The 21,501-nt window shown below is 38.0% G+C and carries 24 protein-coding genes and 1 pseudogene; 10 read left to right on the top strand and 15 right to left on the bottom strand.

Annotated elements, in window-relative coordinates:
• Positions 1-85 precede the first annotated feature (85 nt).
• The gene (locus ACESNQ_RS01295; protein WP_373074405.1) at positions 86-727 is read left to right on the top strand and encodes a hypothetical protein; all 642 of its coding nucleotides are present in this window, start codon (positions 86-88) and stop codon (positions 725-727) included.
• Positions 728-803: 76 nt separating this feature from the next.
• Here the strand turns inward: ACESNQ_RS01295 and xerS are convergent, their stop codons facing one another.
• From xerS to yjbM, 10 genes are all read right to left on the bottom strand, one after another.
• On the bottom strand, positions 804-1,874 hold the full coding sequence (gene xerS / locus ACESNQ_RS01290) for a tyrosine recombinase XerS (RefSeq protein WP_373074403.1): 1,071 nt from the start codon (positions 1,872-1,874) through the stop codon (positions 804-806).
• A 177-nt stretch (positions 1,875-2,051) separates the two neighbouring features.
• Positions 2,052-2,489, bottom strand: a complete 438-nt coding sequence (locus ACESNQ_RS01285) for a MepB family protein (RefSeq protein ID WP_373074401.1) — start codon at positions 2,487-2,489, stop codon at positions 2,052-2,054.
• A gap of 65 nt (positions 2,490-2,554) precedes the next feature.
• Positions 2,555-3,295: a CPBP family intramembrane glutamic endopeptidase gene (locus tag ACESNQ_RS01280; protein ID WP_373074399.1), complete on the bottom strand. Its 741-nt coding sequence runs from the start codon at positions 3,293-3,295 to the stop codon at positions 2,555-2,557.
• 51 nt (positions 3,296-3,346) lie between these two features.
• Positions 3,347-4,897: a ClC family H(+)/Cl(-) exchange transporter gene (locus ACESNQ_RS01275; protein ID WP_373074397.1), complete on the bottom strand. Its 1,551-nt coding sequence runs from the start codon at positions 4,895-4,897 to the stop codon at positions 3,347-3,349.
• Positions 4,898-4,912: 15 nt separating this feature from the next.
• Complete coding sequence (gene rnhB / locus ACESNQ_RS01270) at positions 4,913-5,692, bottom strand: ribonuclease HII (protein WP_373074395.1); 780 nt, start codon at positions 5,690-5,692, stop codon at positions 4,913-4,915.
• Positions 5,679-6,530: a ribosome biogenesis GTPase YlqF gene (gene ylqF / locus ACESNQ_RS01265; RefSeq protein WP_373074393.1), complete on the bottom strand. Its 852-nt coding sequence runs from the start codon at positions 6,528-6,530 to the stop codon at positions 5,679-5,681. The genes rnhB and ylqF overlap by 14 nt, the downstream gene beginning before the upstream one ends.
• A 148-nt stretch (positions 6,531-6,678) precedes the next feature.
• On the bottom strand, positions 6,679-7,653 hold the full coding sequence (gene pta, locus ACESNQ_RS01260; RefSeq protein WP_049496230.1) for a phosphate acetyltransferase: 975 nt from the start codon (positions 7,651-7,653) through the stop codon (positions 6,679-6,681).
• Between the two features lie 15 nt (positions 7,654-7,668).
• Positions 7,669-8,568, bottom strand: a complete 900-nt coding sequence (locus ACESNQ_RS01255) for an RluA family pseudouridine synthase (protein WP_373074391.1) — start codon at positions 8,566-8,568, stop codon at positions 7,669-7,671.
• Positions 8,565-9,383 (bottom strand): NAD kinase, encoded by an 819-nt coding sequence (locus tag ACESNQ_RS01250; RefSeq protein WP_004252947.1) that lies wholly within the window; start codon positions 9,381-9,383, stop codon positions 8,565-8,567. The genes ACESNQ_RS01255 and ACESNQ_RS01250 overlap by 4 nt, the downstream gene beginning before the upstream one ends.
• Positions 9,367-10,038 carry a GTP diphosphokinase gene (gene yjbM / locus ACESNQ_RS01245; RefSeq protein WP_004252944.1) on the bottom strand — a complete coding sequence of 224 codons (672 nt, stop codon included), beginning with the start codon at positions 10,036-10,038 and terminating at the stop codon, positions 9,367-9,369. Before yjbM ends, ACESNQ_RS01250 begins: the two co-directional genes overlap by 17 nt.
• Positions 10,039-10,171: 133 nt before the next feature.
• Here yjbM and ACESNQ_RS01240 point away from each other — a divergent pair, with 133 nt between their 5' ends.
• The 8 genes from ACESNQ_RS01240 (at position 10,172) to ACESNQ_RS01205 (ending at position 15,488) form a co-directional block, all read left to right on the top strand.
• Positions 10,172-10,741 carry a CYTH domain-containing protein gene (locus ACESNQ_RS01240; RefSeq protein WP_373074388.1) on the top strand — a complete coding sequence of 190 codons (570 nt, stop codon included), beginning with the start codon at positions 10,172-10,174 and terminating at the stop codon, positions 10,739-10,741.
• Positions 10,742-10,863: 122 nt separating this feature from the next.
• The gene (locus ACESNQ_RS01235) at positions 10,864-11,814 is read left to right on the top strand and encodes a ribose-phosphate diphosphokinase (RefSeq protein ID WP_049496220.1); all 951 of its coding nucleotides are present in this window, start codon (positions 10,864-10,866) and stop codon (positions 11,812-11,814) included.
• A gap of 15 nt (positions 11,815-11,829) precedes the next feature.
• The gene (locus ACESNQ_RS01230; protein ID WP_373074386.1) at positions 11,830-12,945 is read left to right on the top strand and encodes a cysteine desulfurase family protein; all 1,116 of its coding nucleotides are present in this window, start codon (positions 11,830-11,832) and stop codon (positions 12,943-12,945) included.
• Between the two features lie 5 nt (positions 12,946-12,950).
• The gene (locus ACESNQ_RS01225) at positions 12,951-13,298 is read left to right on the top strand and encodes a DUF1831 domain-containing protein (protein ID WP_004252935.1); all 348 of its coding nucleotides are present in this window, start codon (positions 12,951-12,953) and stop codon (positions 13,296-13,298) included.
• Between the two features lie 9 nt (positions 13,299-13,307).
• Entirely contained in the window at positions 13,308-13,523 is a 216-nt protein-coding gene (locus tag ACESNQ_RS01220; RefSeq protein ID WP_004252933.1) for a DUF4649 family protein, read from the top strand.
• An 82-nt stretch (positions 13,524-13,605) separates the two neighbouring features.
• The gene (locus tag ACESNQ_RS01215) at positions 13,606-14,247 is read left to right on the top strand and encodes a redox-sensing transcriptional repressor Rex (RefSeq protein WP_373074383.1); all 642 of its coding nucleotides are present in this window, start codon (positions 13,606-13,608) and stop codon (positions 14,245-14,247) included.
• A 15-nt stretch (positions 14,248-14,262) separates the two neighbouring features.
• Entirely contained in the window at positions 14,263-14,952 is a 690-nt protein-coding gene (locus tag ACESNQ_RS01210; protein WP_373074382.1) for a gamma-glutamyl-gamma-aminobutyrate hydrolase family protein, read from the top strand.
• 269 nt (positions 14,953-15,221) lie between these two features.
• A complete protein-coding gene (locus ACESNQ_RS01205) occupies positions 15,222-15,488 on the top strand; it encodes a hypothetical protein (RefSeq protein WP_373074380.1) in 267 nt (88 codons plus the stop codon).
• A gap of 2 nt (positions 15,489-15,490) precedes the next feature.
• Here ACESNQ_RS01205 and radC read toward each other — a convergent pair whose 3' ends face one another.
• Together radC and ACESNQ_RS01195 are read right to left on the bottom strand one after the other, a co-directional pair.
• Complete coding sequence (gene radC, locus ACESNQ_RS01200; protein WP_373074378.1) at positions 15,491-16,171, bottom strand: RadC family protein; 681 nt, start codon at positions 16,169-16,171, stop codon at positions 15,491-15,493.
• Positions 16,172-16,234: 63 nt separating this feature from the next.
• On the bottom strand, positions 16,235-17,515 hold the full coding sequence (locus tag ACESNQ_RS01195) for an O-acetylhomoserine aminocarboxypropyltransferase/cysteine synthase family protein (protein WP_373074706.1): 1,281 nt from the start codon (positions 17,513-17,515) through the stop codon (positions 16,235-16,237).
• A gap of 191 nt (positions 17,516-17,706) precedes the next feature.
• Between ACESNQ_RS01195 and ACESNQ_RS01190 the strand changes: the two are divergent.
• Positions 17,707-18,403 (top strand): annotated as a pseudogene (locus tag ACESNQ_RS01190) (VIT1/CCC1 transporter family protein).
• Between the two features lie 55 nt (positions 18,404-18,458).
• Here ACESNQ_RS01190 and ACESNQ_RS01185 read toward each other — a convergent pair.
• The 3 genes from ACESNQ_RS01185 to ACESNQ_RS01175 are packed head-to-tail and all read right to left on the bottom strand — an operon-like array spanning position 18,459 to position 21,360.
• Positions 18,459-18,734, bottom strand: a complete 276-nt coding sequence (locus ACESNQ_RS01185) for a PspC domain-containing protein (protein ID WP_373074376.1) — start codon at positions 18,732-18,734, stop codon at positions 18,459-18,461.
• 60 nt (positions 18,735-18,794) lie between these two features.
• Entirely contained in the window at positions 18,795-19,244 is a 450-nt protein-coding gene (locus ACESNQ_RS01180; RefSeq protein WP_373074374.1) for a SprT family protein, read from the bottom strand.
• Positions 19,231-21,360 carry a Tex family protein gene (locus ACESNQ_RS01175; RefSeq protein WP_373074372.1) on the bottom strand — a complete coding sequence of 710 codons (2,130 nt, stop codon included), beginning with the start codon at positions 21,358-21,360 and terminating at the stop codon, positions 19,231-19,233. The genes ACESNQ_RS01180 and ACESNQ_RS01175 overlap by 14 nt, the downstream gene beginning before the upstream one ends.
• Between the last annotated feature and the right edge of the window lie 141 nt (positions 21,361-21,501).

Raw genomic sequence — 21,501 nt, 5'->3', positions numbered from 1 at the left:
GATATCTTTTATCTTAGACTTGATATTCAAAAATAATGAGAGTAGAATAAAGAGGAAATCTGAACAAAAAAGGGGATCATATTCGATGATGAAAATTCCAGTGGAAAATCTTGGTCTATTTGAACAGTTAGATCGTATAGTAGTGGCTTTTTTTAGCAAGCAACAACCTCCAAGTCCATATGATTTGAATATCAGTATTACACAAGAACACCTTGACCAGAAAAAGCAAGAGCTAGAACCATTAGGCTATCAAGCTGTCCAACTACCATTAGGAATGGCTTTAGATAATGTCATCCAGCAACCTCATTATAAAAGTTTAATCATTGGTGGTCTTGCTCCTGAGGAAATCATCGTAAGCAAAGAAGCGTTAATGCCAATGAAAGACATTGTTGATTGTTTTTGTATTATGTATGCTGCAGCTAATAACCGCCTTGAAAATAGTAAAGCTTATGAATTAATGAAAGATAAAACGGTCTACTTTATTGGAAAACTTCTTACTGACATTCCTCAAAAAGGTGATGAATTTGCTTATATGGGTATTAATCGTACAGCTAGTGACGGTACGCCATATGAAGCTGTTAAATGTTTTTTAACGAAAGAAAGTGCTGAGAAGTACAATGAAGAAAAAAGACCCGTAACCCCTGCGAATCTGGCTTATATAAAGTCATTTTGGGGAAAGCCAGTCATAATTGAGCCACACAGAAATTATTGGATCGAATTTTTATAGAAAGAATAAAAGAGCGTAAAAATCTACGCTCTTTTTCTAACATAAAAATAGTTTACATAATTCTCGTTATGTAATATCACAAACTATCCAAGGCATTCTTTTGCTCATCATTAATGATATGGGTATACAAGTCGGTAACTTGGGTGCTAGCATGTCCTAGCTGGTGACTGACCAGAACCTGTGATTTGGTCGCATCATAGAGACGAGTTGCAAGGGTGTGGCGTAGTTTGTGGGGCGTCACGCGGACTTTAAAGTCTTCCGAATACTTAGCCACCATTTTTTCAACGCTAGAAGCATCAATACGGTTTGGAACACCTCGATACAAGGTTAGAAAGAGGGCTGTATCAGTCTTTTCTGTCTTGTAACGTTTGTCTCGAATGGCAAGATATTGCTCCAGATAAGGCTTCGCAAAGGCAGCAACATTGACTGAGTCGCGTTTTCCACCTTTTCGAATGACATCAATCACCATCATCTTGAGATTAAGGTCTCGAAGATCCAAATTTACTGCCTCAGAGAGACGGACGCCAGAGGCAAGAAGGAGTGCTATAATGGCTAAATCTCGCTCTTTATTCTTATTAAATGAAGATAGGGCGCGATTTGAGAGAGTTTTGGGGTATTCCTCATCGATATAATTTAAAAATCCCTCTGTTTCATCCCCTAAAAAGAGCTTTTGCTTGATATTTTCAGCTCGAGCCGCCAAGGTTTCTTTCTTTTTCTTAGTTGCAACCTTCTTCATAACATTGCGATAGAAATAAGGTTCCCCGTGCTCGTTTTCCACCTCCTCAGTCAAATACTTATAAAGGCTAGAAAGTGCTGATAAAGTTCGATTGATTGTTGTCTGAGAGACACCTTGCTTAGTTGTATTGGCGTTGAGCAAAGGACGTTCACGTAAGTAAAGAATAAAAGATTCCATGTCTTTCTTAGTCATGTTCTCAAGTACATCTAAAGGTATATTTGCCATGGTGTCAGCATTCGATATACCAGATTCTAAAACCCAGCTGAAAAATCGATCGTATTCCTTCAAGTATTCGTACAAGGTTGTAAAACTGTAGGGAACAGCTAGTTTTGATTGATAGTATTCCAGGACATACCAAGGCATAACTTGTTTGAGTTTATCGATACGTTCTAATAAGATTTCGCGTTTCATGTTTTTTCTCCAAATCTTTCTATACTAGTAGTATAGCATAGCCAGATATATTTTTCAAGAAAATTATAGTTTTTCGGAAAGATGTTATAAGTGTTTGATAAATTCTAGAAAAAAAAAGACCTGATTCTGCAATCATAAGAAACAGGTCTTTTGTGTGTATGTAATCCGGCAATATGTTTATATTTCAATTTCTCTAAAATATTGCAATTGCCATTTTTGTGTTGCTCGAGCTGTTGTATTTAAATTTGAGCACCAAGGAGGATAAAATCGCATAGACATTTTTCCATTGCTATCTTTTGTCGACAGAATGTTTTTACGAATAGCCACCTCGTTTGGAATAATGAATAGTCCCCTCTTATCATTATCAATGATAACGATTATAAGTTCATTTCCTAAGTCCTCATTGGTATAAGGAATGTTCTTGTTGTTTTGGTCTTTTTTCCAAAAAACTGTAAAATATCCTTCTTTTTTTGGTGTTCTTTTTGCCAAGCGGCATCTTTTATACCCTTGCTCTTCCTTTATATTGATAAGAATACCTTCGTATTTTTCATTGTATTTTTCTTCAATGAAATCAAAATCACCATAAAGATTATATAAAACATCGAGTATTTTCATTATGATGTACGTCCTCCTTAGCAAATAACTTTTCCAAAGAATAATACTGTTTCCAACAAAATCAGCTACCGACTATGCATATCTTTTTTATGTACTACCATATAGCAGGATAGCAAGATGACGAAGATTTTAAGCAGGTAGGTTTCGTATCGATCAGTGTCTATGGTTAGCTGAGACAAGACGTTAATGATCGAGTGTGTCATAACGCAAATCCAGAGATTCTTTGTTTTGATATAAAGAGCTGAGAGTATGAAAGAATTCGTCAGCAATCCAAATAAAAACGGTAGAATTTGCAGAGTTGCTAGGGAACCATCAATGTAAAAAAACAACAGATGCCAAATCGCCCAGCTGAAAAAGGTTAGGATTGTTGAGTAAAAATATGGCAACTTTTCTTGTAAAATTGGTTGAAAAACATATCGCCATCCAATCTCTTCTATACCGCCAAAGACAATAAATTTGAAGAACATCAAAAATGGGAGATACCAGCTAAATTCTACTATTTGCCCACCAAACATTAGAAAAGAAAAATCAAGGACAATAAGGAAAAAAGATAATAAATAATGTTTGTAACTGGTATGAATGTTAAAAAAATCGTTAACGATTTTCTTAAAAGGAATATGAGAATAGTGATTTGCAACAATTATTCCCCAAAGCGTTGAAGAAATCCCACCTAGAATGATTCCTAAAATAGTTAATAGATTGGAATGAATAGAAAAATGATTCAAGAGAAAGAAAAGGAGACAAACTGATATCATTTGGCTAAATGTGCCTAGCAAATATACTGCAATTGCCTTATTTCTTTTCATTGAGAATCCTTTCAATAATATTTTACGTAAAATAAATTATGTAAATAGAGCTTATAACAACAAATCTTTCACTTTTCCAATTTCACTTTTTGGAATCACGAGATGAATCATATCACCTAGATACATCCTTGTAGATCCATTAACTGTCTTACTTTTACCATTATGTACTTGGGTTGTGATGAGTACGTTGTGTGGTAAATTGAGTTCATGTACTTGCTTACCAGCTATTTTGTCTGATACTGGAATTTCAATTAGGGTAATTTCTCCATCATTAGTTGCTGTTTCAGGTAACATTTTTTCTAGCATGGCTTCATAGACGGGCGCCCCTTTGAGCAGATCCATAACAATATAGGCAACTAGGGTCACCATACCTAAAGGCATGAGATTACGTATATCACCGACCATCTCAGTAACAAGAATCATAGCTGTCAAAGGTGCTTTTGAGATAGCACCAAAATACCCACTCATTCCAAGAATCACAAAGATAGGAAATTGCTGTTGGCTAACAAGGCCAAGATTGACACAAATAACGCCTACTAGAGCACCAAGTAAAGATCCTAAAGCCAAAATAGGTAAGAAAATACCACCTGGTAGTCCACTTCCGTAACTGATCATGCTCCAGATAAAGCGAATGATAAAGTAAATTAAGAGAATTTGGAAGCTAAAATCTTGTTCCGTTAATGATAAGACAACCTGATTTCCCCCACCAAGTATTTGAGGTAGGAATATTCCCACAGGAATAATCAGGATAAAAGCAAAAATTGGATGATAAGCTTTGTCAATGTGAACCTTTTTCCCAACCCAATCATATACTTTTTCGACATTCAGAACGGCTTTCTCATATAGATATCCAGAAACTCCAAGAAAAATCCCCATCACCAGATAAATCCAATATTGACTAAGACTCATTTGAGGAATATTATCAGGCATATCAAGCACAGGTGTTAAGCCAAAGATGAGAAGGGAAACAAAGTTTGCTACTAGACTAGCAGCCAAGGTAGAAACCCAGAAGAATCGTGAAAAATGGTGATAGACTTCTTCTACTACAAATAATAACCCCGCAATCGGTGCATTAAAGGCTGCAGCAAGACCAGCCGCAGCTCCGCTAGCAATCAAAGAACGCTCCTCAACAGGGCTAGACTTGAGCCATTTAGCAATTCCTTTTCCTCCAGCGGCACCTAGCTGAATACTGGGACCTTCACGCCCTAACATGAGTCCACTAGCAATTGCTAAAATACCAAGAATATATTTCTTCCAGAGGACACTCCACCAGTTGAGAGACATGAGACCTTTTAACTCGGCTTCAACTTGAGGAATACCAGAACCTTTGATATCTTTTTCTGACCGCGTTAACTTGGCACTAAGCCAGCATATGAAAAGATAAAGCAATAAAATAATCAATAGATTTCGAAGTAGATTTTCTTGCTCTTGATAAAGTCCTTGAACGATATGAAAGCCTTTTTCGATCAAAAATCGAAATGATCCTACAATAATTCCTACGACTAATCCGACAATAATACCTCGCCCTACTTGAGCTAAGATCGTACTGGACGCGAAAGCAAATTCTTTCTTGGAACTAAGTATTTCCGATTGTTCCTCCATAATTCTCTCCTTTAATTATCTTTTACTAGTTTCTGAGACGATCGTTTTAATCGGTTCAAAACTGGTGCGATGAATAGGTGTGACACCGTGCTTTTCAATTCCTTCTAAATGCTTAGCAGTTCCATAGCCAGCATTTTGAGCAAAATCATAGCCAGGAAATTCTTGGTCATAGTTAGCCATGATCTTATCTCTGGTAACTTTAGCTATAATCGATGCTGCTGCAATAGATAAGGAGTTGGCATCCCCTTTGATGATGGATGTCTGAGAAATCGGTAAGTCCAACTTCATAGCATCAATCAGAAGGTGTTGAGGTTTTGGTTGAAGTTGCGAAACAGCGTCATTCATGGCTAGTTTTGTCGCTTCGTAGATATTGACTTGGTCAATGACATGATTGTCCATAATCCCGATACCGATTGCTAGGGCATTCTCTTTGACAACCTGAAAAATCTCCTCGTGTTTTTTCTTAGGAATTTTTTTGCTGTCATTTAAACCTTTAATTTTACAATTTTGAGGTAAAATCACTGCAGCAGCAACCACTGGACCAGCTAGCGGACCACGTCCAACCTCATCTACACCTGCAATTAGAGATATCCCTTTACTATATAGATCTTTTTCATATCGAAGCATGGCTTCTAAGCGAAGATTTTCATCAATTTCTACTTGGATGGCCTTTTTACGCTTTTCAATTTCCTTTTGTACACCTGAACGAGAATCTTTTTCAAATTCCTTGAACAAGGGACTTTCAAGATTAGTTATCTTTGCTAATTCTTCTTTGATTTCTTTAATCGTTGCCATTGAGATCATCCAATGTATCTAAGGTATAGTTACCAAGTTTTCCATCACGAACTTCTTTGACAAAGAGGTTGTAAAAACGGTCGTAATCATCACGGAAACCAAGGATACGCGTCATATCCATGATAATTTCTGGAGCCTCATCGTCCAGATTCATTTGTTTAAATCGTTCTTGAAGCTTTTCAGGATAATGCGTTTTAAAGTAATTGAGACCGAAAATCGTTACCTCATCCATTGGAAGTAACTGATCCTTGATTGCTCCCGTAAGAGCTAGTTTGAGTGCAACAGTTTCATCTTCAAATTTTGGCCAGAGAATCCCTGGAGTATCCAAAATTTCTAAATCCTTATTGGTTTTAAGCCATTGCTGACCTTTTGTCACCCCAGGCTTGTTTCCAACTACAGCAATTTTCTTACCAGCTAAACGGTTCATCAGAGTCGATTTACCAGCGTTTGGAATCCCGATAATCATGGTACGCAAGGTCTCAATTTGAATTCCACGTTCTTTTTGACGAGCAATCTTATCTGCCATGAGTTTCTTAGCAGCATCCGTTACGACTTTTACTGTTATTTGTTCCTTAGAGTTAATAGCAAGTGTCTGAATACCTTGTGATTCAAAGTACTGACGCCACTCTTTTGTTAATACTGGGTCCGCAAGGTCTGCCTTGTTTAGAATCAATAGCCTTGGTTTGTCCCCGATGATTTTAGTCAGCATCGGATTTTGACTAGACAAGGGCAAACGTGCATCTACTAAAACTGTCACAAAATCAACAAATTTTAAATTTTCCTGGACCTGACGACGCGCCTTGGACATATGCCCAGGAAACCATTGAATAGTTGCCATTTTATTTCCTTTTCTTCATACAAACTTATTCTATAAAACATAGATGATTACTGACTATTTTACCATATTTTGGCTATTTTTGCAGATGAATGATATTTTAATAAAAAGGAAATCCCCCTTTACCAAGAGGAAAAGAGGGATACCATTCTTATTGATGAACAGCTTGTGCTGCCGTAATTAGAGTTAATTTGTAAACATCGTCAGAGTTACATCCACGAGAAAGGTCATTTACTGGTTTGTTAAGACCTTGCAAAACTGGTCCAACTGCAGCAAATCCACCTAGACGTTCTGCCATCTTGTAACCAATGTTACCTGCTTCAATACCAGGGAAGATAAAGACATTAGCTTGTCCAGCTACGTTGCTTCCAGGAGCTTTAAGAGCCGCAGTTTCAGGAACAAAAGCAGCATCGAATTGTAATTCACCATCGATTTCAAGGTCAGGACGCAAGTCGTGTGCGATTTTAGTTGCTTCAACAACCTTATCAACACTTTCGCCAAAACCTGAGCCTTTAGTTGAATAGCTAAGCATAGCAATCTTAGGTTCAATACCAAACATTTTAGCAGTGATAGCAGAGTTAATCGCGATTTCAGCTAGGGCGTCAGCATCTGGGTTGATGTTGATAGCACAGTCACCAAACAAGTAACGTTCAGTGCCACGAACCATAAGGAAGGCACCTGATGTACGGCTCACATTCGGACGAGTCTTAATGATTTGAAGAGCTGGACGAACTGTTGAAGCTGTAGAGTGAATAGCTCCTGAAACCATACCATCAACTAAGCCCATATAAACTAACATAACACCAAAGTAGTTAACATCGTTGATGAGTACTTCTCTCGCTTCTTCTTCTGTCATTTTTCCTTTACGACGTTCAACAAGTGAAGCTACCATATCTTCAAATTGTGGGTAATGTTCTGGATCGATGACTTCGTAACCCTCTGTAATTCCTTCGATTTCGAGATAGATTTTAATTTTGTCAGGGTTTCCTAGGAGTACAGGGATAACTTCTGTTTCTTTAACCAAACGCTTCGTTGCTTGTAGGATACGTGGTTCTTCACCTTCAGGTAGAACGATTCGTGCATTTTTACCAACTAGGTTGGCTTTCAAACTTTCAAAAACTTCCATGAGTTTTGACTCCTTTTAAGATAAATTATTATTTGATAACTGTGTAATAAGTGTGTCGAAATCATCCGGCAGTGGGCATTCTAGCTCTAACTGCTCTTCTAAGAAAGGATGATAGAACGATAAGTAATGGCAATGTAGAGCCTGGCGCTCGATGCCATGTTCTAAGCTTCCCCCATAAAGATCATCTCCAAGTAATGAAAATCCAATATGCGAGAAATGAACCCTAATCTGGTGAGTTCTCCCAGTGTGGAGACGAATATCAACTAAGTGAATATTCCCATAAGATGCCACGATTTGATAGGATGTATGGGCATATTTTCCACCCTTTGCTACTCGTCGAGTGATGATAGAATCTTCATCTCGGGCTATCGGAGCGATGATTTCTCCCTGAGGTTCCAGATGACCATCTCCCTTGACTAAGGCATAATAACGCTTTTCAATAGCCTTTTTTTGCAATTGTTTGTCTAATCTGGCATGCGCATAGCCGTGTTTAGCAAAAAGCATCAATCCAGAGGTATCTCTATCAAGCCGTGTCACAATGTGAACCTGCTGATTCTCATAATTTTGGTTTACATAGTAGCCCTTAATAAAGTTGGCAATGGTATTGGAATGATTGACACTAGGGATTGAAGCGACTCCAAAGGGTTTGTTGATAATCAAGAAATGATCATCTTCAAATAGAATATCTAGAGGATAATCAATTGCTTCAAGTGTCTCGAATCCTTCCTCTGGCGGAATATCAATGACGACTTCATCTCCGATATCTAAGAGATAGGTTGCATTTTGCGGATGCCCGTTTACTCGAATATCACCACCTCGAAACTTAATCTTGGCAAGTAACCCTTTTGAAACTTCATGTTTTTTCAAAAAGGTTTTGACCTTGACATGTTCGTCGGCAATAAACTGAAACCTCATTCGTCCACCTCACCAATAAAGGCATCTTTGACACGATTCCAAAAACTGGTGTGGCTTGGCGTGGCTACAAAATGAATCTTGTGGTGATCAATCTGATACTCTATTTTCTCAATATTTCGGAAAGAATAAATACTATTATCGATTGAGATTGTGTGATAGTCATTTCGAGTCGGTATCAATTCAATCTTGTCTTTTTTAGGAACAATAATTGAAGAACCCAGCGTACGATAAATACGATTGTTCAGGCTAGCAATTTCAGCCAATTGTAATGCTTCTATCGTTGGATGTAGGACTGCTCCACCAAGTGATTTATTATAAGCAGTACTTCCAGTCGGCGTTGAAACTGTTAGGCCGTCACCACGAAAGCGTTCGAAGGGAACATGGTTAATAATGACATCAGCAACCATAGTTCGATCCGCTCGACGAATGCTAGCTTCATTTAGTGCTCGGAAGGACTTGACTTCACCATTTTCGAGAAATATTTTGACACTTAAGAGTGGATAAGACACTTGAGCTCCATTATCCAGCTGTAAATTTGTAACCAATTGGTCCAACTCAAAATCACGATAATCCGTATAAAAACCTAAATGTCCTGTATGAACCCCAACAAAACGAACCTTATCCAGTTGGTTTTCATACTTATGAAAAGCAGACAACAACATCCCATCTCCACCAATAGAGACGACGATATCTGGATTTTTATCATTCAGGATAAAATTATTCTTTTTTAATCGTTCTTTTAACTCGAATAGAACTTTCTGACTCTGAGGCTTACGGTTGGCAATTAGGTCAATTCGCTTACCTGTATTCTTCATCGGTATCGTCACTGTTTCCTACCCCGTCATTTAACTTTCTGTGCAAAGGATCAAAGAGCGCTTGCGCTTCCTGGATATCAGCACGTATTTTACTCATTTCTTCGTCTAGCTGATGTGAAATTCTGGCTGTAATTTCAAGTCGTTCCTTGATTTCCTCTGGGAAATCTCCTTGATATTTATAGTTGAGTGAATGTTCGATTGTAGCCCAAAAGTTCATAGCCAAGGTACGAATTTGAATCTCAACTAGAATGGTTTTTGCACCGTAAATCGTATCAACCATATACTCAATAATCACATGATAAGAACGATAACCCGATGCCTTTCGATGAGTAATGTAATCACGTTCTTGAACAACTCTCATATCCTGTCTTTTACGAAGGATAGAAACAACCTCGTTTACGTCGTCTACAAATTGAACCATGACACGTAAACCTGCAATATCTTGCAAATCCTGTTCAAGTGTGTCATAGCCAATACCCCGGCGTGCCATTTTTTCTTTGATACTTTCAATCGGTTTAACCCGACCCGTGACAAACTCAATTGGAGAATGTCGGTTTTGTTTTCTATATTGTTTTCGGATTCCTCGGAGTTTTATTTTTAATTCTCCGACAGCTTGAATGTAAGGATCTAAAAATTCTTCCCATTCTGTAATCATATAACTCTTACGTCCAATTCTCTATGCAGTTTCATTTATCTAGTTTTTGATTTTCTCATGAAAATCATATACAATAAATACAATGCTTATTATACCATAAATCGCTTTCAAATATAAAGAAAAGGTTGTAAAAATGAAACATTTAGAAATAGAAATGAAAACACTTCTCAGTAAAGAAGAATATAATCGATTGCTAGCTCAATTTTCAGAAGTCACTCCTATTACACAAAAAAATTACTACCTAGATACGCCTGGTTTTTACCTTCGTCAACATAAAATCGCTATGCGCATTCGTACGTTCGATTCAAGCGCCGAACTGACTATTAAGATTCCTCAAGAAGTCGGAAATATGGAATACAACCAATCCCTTACTCTTGAGGAAGCAAAATATTGTCTTGAAAATTGTAAACTCCCTCAGGGAATGATTCTAGAAGAACTAACTAGCCGTGGACTTTCAACAAGTGGTTGGGTGGTTTTAGGTTGCCTAACTACTGTTCGTTACGAAAAAGAAACAGCTATTGGACTCATGGCGCTTGATCAAAGCCGCTACTTCGATATTGTAGATTATGAACTAGAGCTAGAAGTTGAGAATGGTGACCAAGGAAGTCTTGATTTTCAGGAGTTTTTACAAGTAAATGAGATCCATTACAAGAAAGCTCCTTCTAAATTAGTGAGATTTATAGAAAATATGAAAAAAAACTGAAATTCTCTTCTTTTTTTGATAAAATAGAAGAGATAAAAAATAATAGAATCTGTGAAAGAAAACACTTTCCTTTAAAAATGTTTTTTCACCGATTTACTTAGTTTATAGAGGACGGTTTATCAATGTCAGATACAAAAAATATGAAGCTTTTTTCTCTTTCATCCAATCATGAAATAGCTCAAAAAATTGCGGATGCTGCAGGTGTTCCACTTGGAAAGTTGTCATCACGTCAATTCTCCGATGGTGAAATCCAGGTTAATATCGAAGAAAGTGTTCGTGGATATGATGTTTATATCATCCAATCAACCAGCTACCCTGTAAATAATCACTTGATGGAACTATTAATCATGGTTGATGCCTGTGTTCGTGCTAGTGCAAATACCATTAACGTTGTGCTTCCATACTTTGGTTATGCTCGTCAAGACCGTATTGCTTCTTCTCGAGAACCACTTACTGCAAAACTGGTTGCAAATATGTTAGTAAAAGCTGGGGTTAGCCGTGTATTGACACTGGACCTTCATGCTGTTCAGGTACAAGGTTTCTTTGATATTCCTGTAGATAACCTCTATACAATTCCGCTATTTGCAAAACACTACATTGATAAAGGTTTAACTGGTCCAGATGTGGTTGTTGTCAGCCCTAAAAACTCAGGTGTAAAACGTGCTCGTAGCCTTGCTGAATACCTTGATGCTCCGATTGCTATCATTGACTATGCTCAAGATGATTCTGAACGTAGCCAAGGTTACATTATCGGAGAGGTTGAAGGTAAGAAAGCGATCTTAATCGATGACATTCTTAATACAGGCCGTACTTTTTCTGAAGCTGCTAAAATTTTGGAACGCGATGGTGCTACTGAAATCTACGCGGTATCCAGCCATGGATTGTTCGTCAACGGTGCTGCGGAGTTGTTAGATGAAGCTAATATCAAGGAAGTCTTGGTTACAGATTCTGTATTGACAGAAAGTAAAAAACCTAAGAATGTACAATATATTACCGCAAGCGAACTAATTGGTGATGCCATGGTTCGTATTCATGAAAGAAAACCAGTTAGTCCACTATTTAAATTTAAATAGAAATTAGGTGAGTTTTTGATTTATTTAGATAATGCTGCTACGACACCCATGTCATCTGCAGCTATCTCAGCAATGACTCAAGTCATGCAGGAGACTTATGGCAATCCTTCTAGTATTCATGGTCATGGGCGTCAAGCAGGAAAATTATTACGTGAAGCCCGTCAAGAGTTAGCAGGTTTACTAGGTACAAAGCCCCAACACATTTTCTTCACTTCTGGTGGTACAGAAAGTAATAATACAGCTATTATCGGCTACTGTCTTCGTCATCAAAATCGCGGAAAACACATTATTACTACTGCTATCGAGCATCACGCTGTGCTTGAACCAATTGAATATCTGGTGGAAAATTTTGGGTTTGAAGTGACTATTTTAAAACCCGACAATCAAGGAATCACTGCAGATCAAGTCAAAAATGCACTGCGTGAAGATACTATTCTCGTTTCAACTATGTATGTTAACAATGAAACAGGTACTCTTTTACCAATCGCTGAAATTGGTCAGATTTTAAAAGGACATTCAGCAGCTTATCATGTAGATGCTGTTCAAGCTGTCGGGAAGCTAGAGATTCTTCCTGAAGAACTAGGGATAGATTTCCTCAGTGCTTCTGCTCATAAATTTCACGGTCCAAAGGGTATCGGTTTCCTATACGCTGCTTCTACAGATTTTGATCCTTATCTACATGGTGGAGATCAAGAACAGAAAAAAAGAGCAGGGACAGAAAACCTTCCCGCAATTATTGGTATGGTTGCAGCACTTAAGGACGATATAGATCATCTAGAGGCTAACTTTAATAAAGTTCAAAAACTACAGAAAGTTTTTCTAACTGAGATGACTGGATCAACCTATTATCTCAATCAAGGTAAAGAGCAACTCCCTTATGTCCTAAATATCGGATTTCCGGGACAACGCAACGATCTACTACTACTTCGTTTAGACCTTGAAGGTATTTCTATTTCAACAGGTTCTGCTTGTACAGCTGGTGTTGTTCAGGTCAGTCATGTTCTTCAAGCCTTCTACGGAGAAGAATCACCTCGCTTACACGAGTCTGTACGCGTCAGCATTTCACCTCAAAATACAGAACAAGAAATGATAACTCTTGCTAAAACTCTTAAAAATATCATCGGAGGATAAACTTAATGGCATTTGAACAAACGATTAAACTTAAAAATTGTCGTTACGAATACACACTTAGTCCAACTGTTAAAAAATTTACGCTTAAAGATAATACTTTTTTTGAAACTAAAGTTGGGAACTATGAATTAACGCGTCTACTTGAAAAGGTTCCAAATAGCGGAGAAGGATTCCAACTTAAGATTATCATCAACAAAGACTTAACTGGTGTAAAAATCAATATCACTGATAAATTTGGTCTACGTTTAGTTGATATCTTCAAATCAGAAGAAACTCATATCCACCAAGAGAAATTTTACTTTTTGATGGATAGCCTGGTTGAACGTGGCGTATTTACAAAAAGTGAAAGATAGAAGGTCATTATGTTTCGATTAACTTACAAGGACTCCTATCAAGTAGAGCGTGTGCAAGAATATGAAGACTATGAAGCTCTTATGCTCTCTCTATCGGGTTGTGTAACTCTCCCTGATACTACTCATATTACTTCATTAACACATGATGGAGTTGAAATCTATCAAGGGCTTCTAGGTAACCTCTACCGCTTTTTAAGAACTTACCACGAAACGAAGATAAACTAAGATTTTTTCTTAGTTTTTTTTCGTTATTGTTGCAATTTTCACAAGCTTTCTATAAAATAGTAGATAGAAAGGTTGTGATTTTGTGAAAGAAAAACAGTCTGCTATTCCTAAAGCAACAGCAAAGAGACTTTCTCTCTATTACCGTATTTTTAAAAGATTTAATGCCGAGAAAATTGAAAGAGCTAATTCCAAACAAATTGCAGAAGCGATTGGAATTGATTCTGCCACTGTTCGTCGTGACTTCTCTTACTTTGGCGAACTTGGACGTCGTGGATTTGGCTATGATGTCAAAAAGCTCATGAACTTTTTCGCTGATCTTTTAAATGATAATTCTATTACCAATGTTATGCTGGTAGGTATTGGAAATATGGGGCATGCCCTCCTCCACTACCGCTTTCATGAGCGTAATAAAATGAAAATCATCATGGCTTTTGACCTAGATGATCATCCTGAGGTTGGTACCAAGACACACGACGGTGTTCCAATCTATGGAATCTCTCAAATAAAGGACAAAATTAAGGATAGTGATGTTAAAACTGCTATTCTTACTGTTCCTAGTGTTAAATCTCAAGAAGTTGCGGAACTTTTGGTTGATGCTGGTATCAAAGGTATCCTCAGTTTTTCTCCTGTTCACCTACATCTTCCTAAAGACGTAGTTGTTCAGTATGTCGATCTTACTAGCGAACTTCAAACCCTCCTCTATTTCATGCGAAAAGAGGATTAGAAAGCGAATTGATTTATGAAAAAACCAGTTATTGGGATTACAGGAAACGAAAAAGCCCATCCAGACGATGAGCTTATGATGAGTTATGCTGCCAAAGGCTTTGTTGAAGGAGTTAAGGAAGCTGGAGGTATCCCCATTATCCTACCGATTGGTGATGAAGAAATGGCCGGTTACTACATTAGTTTAATTGATAAACTTATTTTAACTGGTGGACAAAATGTTGACCCTAAATACTATGGTGAGCCAAAAGCTATTGATAGCGACGATTACCACCTTCAACGTGATATTTTTGAGTTAGCCCTCATTAAAGAAGCAATCAAGCAAAAGAAACCTATTTTTTCTGTCTGTCGTGGTACTCAACTTTTTAACGTAGCCATGGGTGGGTCTCTTTATCAAGATATCGAAGATCATTGGCAAGATACTTCCGCTGAATACACTACTCAGCGGCTTGTCACTGAACCAGATACTATTCTAAGAGAAATCTATGGTGAAATCTCTCATATTAATTCTTTCCACCATCAGAGCATCAAAGATTTAGCTCCTAATCTTAAGGTTGTAGCACATGATCCTAAAGATGGTATTATCGAAGCTGTTACAACTACAGACGGTTTCCCTTATCTTGGTGTTCAATGGCATCCCGAATTTCTTTTTGAAAATCGCCCCAAAGATAAAACACTTTTCGACTATGTCGTCAATGAATTGTAATTTCGATAAATTAGCTAATTAATTATGAATGAACTTAGTCCCCTTCTACTCATGAGCTTTTTAGAGATTTAGAAGTTAATGTTTTCTCATCTGTTAAGAGCAAGGAAATTGACCATTTCTCAACCTATAAGGAAAAGAAAATAGAAGTTTATTTTCAACTTTCTAATCTATATAGTCTTTTAACGGCAGAAAGTTACCAATCATTTTCTAAGAATAAAGAGTATCTCGACAAACTCTCACTAAAAGACAAACAAAAAGAACTGAAAGAAATGTCTAAAAAGGCAAAACCATTTTGTAAAAAGGCAGATGCTAAATTTAAAGGCAGATTTCGTTCTTCGCTTGTTTTTTACAGAGATATCTTGATCCACTCAAAAAAGTATTATAAAATTGAAGACTTCAATGCTATTATTGACTTTATCGTACAAGAAAAGTTGCTAATACCTACAATAGATCCTCTTCCTAAAATTGATATGAACGAAGTTGAGTCCTATGCTTTACAAGCGATTGAGCAGGGTCCCCTAAACTTCAAAAAATAATCCTATATCAGGTCCGTCTTCTCGCGGTAACTAAAATAATCAGAATGAGAGACGATTAAATGGTCCAATAAGACCAATCCCATTAATTCGCAGGCTTCTTTAACAAGCTTCGTAACATGGTCATCATTGGGGCTAGGAACTACTGCTCCTGATGGATGATTATGAACCAGAATCACAGATGTTGCCATATGCTTCAAAGCGTAGTGGAGAATTTCTCTGGGTTCAGCAATGCTTCTCGTGGCAGACCCGATAAAAATAGTCTGCTGGTGAATGATTTGATTTTGAGTATTTAGATAGAGCGCCACTAGGTGCTCTTGTTTTTTATCTCCAAGCTCAGACTGCATCTTTTTAGCTAATTTACGACTGCTAAGAATACTCTCCATTTCCACTGTTTCCCTTTTATGGATACGGTATCCTAATTCAATAACGGCTTGTAATTCGATAGCCTTTACACGTCCAATACCTGATAGAGTCTGCAATTCCTGCAGGCTCATTCTTTTTAGGTCAGTTAAACAAGTCAGCTGATTTAAGACCTTCTGTGCTATTTCAAAAACATTGGCCTGTTTTGTACCTGTCCTTAGTAATATTGCCAGTAATTCTTGGTTACTGAGTGCTTCTACTCCTTCTTTTACTAGTCTCTCTCTTGGTAAAAGCGAATCTTCTTGAAACGAAATACTATACATAAAAATCCTCCTCACTTTATTATTCGTGAGAAGGATGCTTAATTTCATAAAAACTAGTTATTTTTAGATTTTTTCAAGTGCAAGACGCAAATCTTCAATCAAATCATCAGCATTTTCAAGACCGATTGAAAGTCGGATTTGATTTTTAGTTACTCCTGCTGCTTCTAAGTCAGAATCAGACAACTGAGCATGCGTTGTAGTTGCCGGATGAACGACTAATGATTTGGCATCTGCTACGTTTGCAAGGTTTGAAAAGATTTCTAAGCTATCAATCACCTTACGAGCTTCTGCTTCTCCGCCTTTAACATGGAAGGTAAAGATTGAACCAACACCTTTTGGTAAATATTTCTCCGCCAAGGCATGGTAAGGGCTATCAGCTAATTTTGGATAATTAACTTTTTCAACTTTTGGATGGTTCACAAGGAAATCAACGATTTTCTCAGCGTTTTGCACATGACGTTCAACACGGAGAGATAGTGTTTCAAGACCTTGTAGGAGCAAGAATGAGTTAAATGGTGAAAGGGCAGCTCCCATATCGCGAAGCAATTGAACACGAGCAGCGACGATAAAGGCTGCAGCACCTACATCACGAGTATAGCTTAAATTATGGTAGCTTGGATCTTCATTGACGAATTGAGGGAATTTCCCTGAAGCAGCCCAGTCAAACTTACCGCTATCAACAATGACACCGCCAATAGTTGTACCGTGTCCACCGATAAATTTAGTTGCCGAGTGAACTGAGATATCTACACCGTGTGAAAAGACATTAATGAGATATGGTGTTGCAAATGTATTGTCAGCAACCAAAGGAATTCGATGTTTATGAGCAATTTCAGCTATTTTTTCAATATCAGGAATGTTGATAACTGGATTACCCAAAGTTTCAATCAAAACAAGTTTGGTATTATCTTTAATCGCTGCCTCTACTTCTTCTAGATTATCGATATCTACAAATGTTGTGGTAATTCCGTATCGAGGAAGAGTTTCTTTCAAAAGGTTAAAGGTCCCACCGTAGATAGTTGAAGCTGCAACAACGTGATCTCCTGCATGAGCAAGTCCAAGGATAGTATAAGTAAGAGCTGCCATACCAGAAGCTGTGGCAAGTGCACCTACTCCGCCTTCAAGAGCTGCAATACGCTCTTCAAAGGCTGAAGTTGTTGGGTTAGTGATACGAGTATAGATATTTCCAGCTTTTTGAAGGGCAAAAAGGTCTGCACCCTCTTGTGTATCTTCAAATACAAAAGATGTTGTTTGATAAATTGGTACAGCACGAGACTTGGTAGTAGCATCTACCACTTGTCCTGCATGCAATTGTAGGGTTTCGAATTTAAATTCACGAGTCATCATCAGACCTCCAAAGATTTCATTAAATTAATTGTATCATCTATGGCAGTCAGTTACAAATACAACTTTGTTATATATTGGCATAAGAAATAGCTATGGCTATTATTAAAATTGTAGAACTTTTTTCAGAAAGTTTAAAAAGTTTGTTTTCACTTCTCCCATACTTTATAATGAATATAAAGGAGAAGAATATGTCAAAAATTACACATGAAATTGATACAAACTTCGCTGGTCGTTTAAATATTCTACGTGCTGGTGTGCTCGGAGCCAACGACGGGATCATTTCCATCGCTGGAGTTGTTATCGGGGTTGCCAGTGCAACCAGTAATATCTGGATAATCTTTCTTTCAGGTTTGGCTGCCATCTTAGCGGGTGCCTTCTCTATGGCTGGAGGTGAATATGTTTCAGTATCCACTCAAAAAGACACTGAAGAAGCCGCTGTAGCCCGTGAGCAATTACTTTTGGATAAGGATATCGAGGCTGCAAAGAAATCTCTCTATGCTGCTTATCTTCAAAATGGTGAGTGTGAAACTTCAGCTCAACTTTTAGTCAATAAAGCTTTTTCTTAAAAATCCACTTAAAGCTTTAGTTGAGGAAAAATACGGAATCGAGTATGAAGAGTTTACCAATCCTTGGCATGCTGCAGCATCTAGCTTCATCGCTTTTGTTCTTGGTAGTTTACCACCAATGCTTTCCATCACCATCTTTCCAAGTGACTATCGAATCCCTGCTACTGTTTTTATCGTTGCGATTTCTCTATTGATTACAGGTTACACCAGTGCCAAACTCGGGAAAGCCCCAACTAGAACAGCTATGATTCGTAACCTCTGTATCGGTCTTTTAACCATGGGAGTGACCTATCTATTGGGTCAGTTGTTTAGTATTTAAAAAAGATACCTTAAGGTATCTTTTTTTTTATCTAAACATAAACAATTAAGTAAAACTACCAAAACCAACCTTTATCATCATCATTAATTGGTTCAGCTTCTTTAATCTTACGTGGGCCAGTTCCGTACATATCAGCTTCGATATCTTCTTTTGTTGGCAAGATAGAGGCCAGGATGATGTAGATGATGATTCCAAGTCCGAAGTTTGCGATTGTAAAGATAGCAAAAATGAAGCGCACAAGAGTAACATCAAGGTCCCATTTATCAGAGAGTCCAGCAAGTACTCCTGATATCATACGATTTCGTCTCATTTTGTAAAAATTTTTATTCATAGTTTGTACCTCTTTCGGTATTCTTGAAATAAGTATAACATGAAATAAAAACTTCTTGCATCAGTCCTTAGGCGGATTTTGCAAAATGAGTTTGCCACGACAGAGACCACAACGATAACGTTTGGTATCAATTCGTCGCTTTCGTTGATAGGTTTGGCGACAAGTCTGACAAATATAGACTAGAAGTGGTGTTTGACTGACACTTGATAAGGGAGGAACAAAGCGGAGCCCGTCTACTTCTTTTAACAGTTTCTTAAAGGCTACATCTTTATGTTTATACCCCTTGCCCTCATAGTATAGATGATAATGACAGAGTTCGTGACGGACAATTTTCCGAAAAACCTCTAAACCAAGTTCTTGATAGACTTTGGGATTAAAATCCAAATGCCCATCCTTGGGAAAGAATCGCCCACCTGTCGACCGTAGACGAGAATTCCATTGAGCTTGGTGTTTGAAAGGTTTCCCAAAGTCTTCTAAAGAGACTTGTTTAATGTAATCAGTTAGATTCATCTGGGGCAAGGAGCGACAGATTTACTTTTTCGCGTTGGACATCAATCTTCTTCACCCAAACGGTTACTAAATCACCAACTGAAACGACTTGACTCGGATGTTTTATGAATTTCTTGCTCATGTGAGAGATATGAATCAGGCCATCCTCGTGAATACCAATGTCAACAAAGGCACCGAAGTCAACGACGTTACGGACAACGGCCTCAAGCTTCTGGCCAACTTTCAAGTCTTTGATATCCAAGACATCCTGACGAAGGACTGGAGCATCAAAAGAATCACGGAAATCACGACCCGGTTTTAAAAGATCTGCAATAATATCTTTAAGGGTTTCCTGACCGAGGTCTAATTCTTGGGCCATTTCCTTGATTGAAATAGATTTGAGTTTGGCTTGCGCTTCTTCATTTAGGTCTTTAATGTCCAAACGTTTGAAGAGTTCCTTAACAGCAGCATAGTTTTCTGGGTGAACACCTGTGTTATCAAGGATATTGCTACTTTCAGGGATACGGAGGAAACCGGCAGCCTGTTCAAAGGCTTTTGCTCCTAAACGAGGAACTTTCTTGATTTGGGCGCGTGAAGTGATTTTTCCTTCTTCTTCACGGTACTTCACGATATTTTCAGAGATTGTTTTGTTAAGCCCAGCTACGTGTGAAAGTAAGGCTGGACTAGCTGTATTGACATTGACACCAACTTGGTTAACTACTGTATCTACGACAAAGTCCAGACTTTCAGACAGTTTTTTCTGACTAACATCGTGCTGATATTGACCGACACCTATGGATTTGGGATCAATTTTAACCAATTCAGCAAGTGGGTCTTGCAAGCGACGAGCAATCGAAATAGCAGAACGTTTTTCAACAGTTAACTCTGGAAACTCTTGACGAGCAAGTTCACTAGCTGAGTAGACAGATGCACCGCTCTCATTGACAATGACATAGCTGACGTCTGGAAATTCTTTAAGTACTTCAGCGACAAAGGCTTCACTCTCACGACTAGCAGTACCATTACCGATGGCAATGATTTCCACACCATATTGGCCAATCAAATCTGCCAAATCTCTCTTTGCTTCTTCAATCTGACGGGCAGAGGCTGGTTTGACGGGATAAATGACCTGGGTCGTCAGCATCTTCCCAGTCGCATCAACAACTGCAAGCTTGGCACCCGTACGAAAGGCAGGGTCAAATCCAAGAACTACACGCCCTTTAAGAGGTGCAACAAGGAGAAGATTTCGAAGGTTTTCTGAGAAGAGTTGAATGGCTCCTTCTTCTGCCTTTTCTGTTAGTTCAGTACGAATTCGACGCTCAATAGCTGGTAGTACTTTTTTCTTGACAGATTGCTGAATAACTTCGTCAATATAAGCATTCTTAACTTTAAAACGAACACTAAAGAAAGATAGAATACGATCAGTTGCATGCTCAAAGCCAATTTTCAAAATGCCTAGCTTCTCACCACGATTAAGGGCAAGCGTACGGTAACCTTGCATGTTTGCAACTGTTTCTGAGAAATCGTAATAAATCTGAAAGACTTGTTTTTCATCAAGACTCTCATCTTTGACTTGAGAAGTAATCTTAGAGCGTCTAAGTACCTCTTGATAGGTCATTGAACGTAAATGAACATCCTCGGATAGTGCTTCAACCAAGATGTCTACAGCCCCAGCCAAAGCTTCTTGAGGAGTTTCGAAACCTTCACAGACAAATGTTTCTGCTTCTTTTTCTAGGTTCGAAACATTTTGTAAAATCAAGCGAGCAAGTGGAAAAAGTCCAGCCTCACGCGCAATCGTTGCCTTGGTCCGACGTTTCTCCTTATAGGGAAGATAGAGTTCTTCTACATCTGCAAGTTTTTCAGCTGCTATAATAGCTTCTTCCAATTCTTTTGTTAGCTTGCCTTGCTCTTTGATTTTTGCTAAGACCGCTTCCTTACGATCATTTAGAGCAGTTAAACTCTTATCGAGGTCGATAATAGCCTTAATGGCTACCTCATCTAGACTTCCTGTCATATCTTTCCGATAACGGGCGATAAATGGGATTGTTGCTCCTTCTGCTGTCAAAGACAAGACAGTATCAATCTGCTTTAAAGTTACACCCAAATCTTGGGAAATTTTTTCATATTTTTTATCCATGAAACTATTATACCATAAGGAAGAAAGCTTGTTTTCATTAATTTGTTGCTTTCATTCAACTTTATAAAGATAAAAGCCATGTTTATTTTAAAATCCAAACATTTCTCAGAAATAATAGTATAATAGTGTTAACTAAAAGAA

It is taken from the genome of Streptococcus infantis (genome assembly GCF_964243025.1).
GTDB classification, from domain to species: domain Bacteria; phylum Bacillota; class Bacilli; order Lactobacillales; family Streptococcaceae; genus Streptococcus; species Streptococcus infantis_N.
Note: the sequence above shows the minus strand (reverse complement) of the source record. Positions and strands in the feature narration are given on the sequence as shown.